The sequence below is a fragment of the Mesorhizobium sp. M5C.F.Ca.IN.020.29.1.1 genome (genome assembly GCF_003997375.1).
Lineage (GTDB): Bacteria > Pseudomonadota > Alphaproteobacteria > Rhizobiales > Rhizobiaceae > Mesorhizobium > Mesorhizobium wenxiniae.
In genome coordinates this window covers 1-1,047 of sequence record NZ_RZSW01001022.1, presented here as the reverse complement: position 1 = coordinate 1,047, position 1,047 = coordinate 1, and the positions used below count along the sequence as shown (strand labels likewise).

General features: G+C 55.1%; 1 protein-coding gene. It reads left to right on the top strand.

All coding sequences use genetic code 11. The features are described 5' to 3' along the window. Positions 1–12 precede the first annotated feature (12 nt). A partial coding sequence (locus EOA85_RS35935) for a CaiB/BaiF CoA-transferase family protein (RefSeq protein ID WP_245486380.1) occupies positions 13–1,047 on the top strand: 1,035 nt, incomplete at its 3' end.

The window sequence follows — 1,047 nt, the reverse complement described above, 5'->3', positions numbered from 1 at the left end:
CAACATTATTAAATGGAGCTTCGCGTGATCGGATCACCACTTGAAGGAGTGAGCGTGCTAAGTCTCGCAGAACAGTATCCTGGTCCATATGCAACCCTGCTACTGGCAGACCTAGGCGCAGATGTCACTCTGATCGAGAGGCCCAACGGCGGTGATCCCGCTCGCAAGCTCAAAAGCCTCTTTTCCTCCCTGAGCCGCAACAAGCGAAGCATTGTACTTGATCTCAAGTCAGCGGCCGGTCGGGAATCCCTATTCGACTTGAGCAAAACTGCGGACGTGCTAATCGAAGGGTACAGGCCCGATGTGATGAAAAACCTGGGGTTGAGTTACGCACAGCTCCGTCCAATGAATCGCCGTCTGATATATCTCTCGTTGACCGGCTTCGGTCAAAATGGGCCTTACCGCAGGCGTCCGGTTCACGACCTCTCCTGCCAAGGCTTAGCCGGGGTTCTATTTCAGCAGCCTCGGAGTGGACGCTTGGAGAAACCGTTTCAACTGCCCGTGGCCGATCTCGCCTCGGGTACACTGGCGGCATTTGGTGTGGTTTCGGCTTTGCTGGCGCGGGAACGAACCGGGCACGGCTGCTACATTGATCTTGCTATGACCGATAGCCTGGTATCATGGATGACCGCGTATCACTATGCGACTTTAAACGGAAGACCAATGGCAGAGGTATACGAGGAAGAACCGGCCTATGGAACATTCACTTGCGCGGACAACAAGATGATCACGCTGAGCATCGCTAACGAGGATCACTACTGGCAGGCTCTGTGCCAAAGTACTGGTCTGGCACATTTGACCTCCGCAAATCATCAGGACCGCGTGCAACATGCTGCTGACTATCGCGCGCAACTTGCCGCTGCGATCGCAAAGCAAACGCTGGAAGTGTGGGCAGGTCTTTTCGATGCTATGGAAATTCCGTGGGGGCATGTGCATGAGCTCAAGGACGTCGCAGGAGATCCGCAGTTGCGCACGCGAGACCTATTTGTCCGGCTCGGCCCCGAAAATGGCGGCGAATGGCACGTGAACCAACCACTACAATTCAGC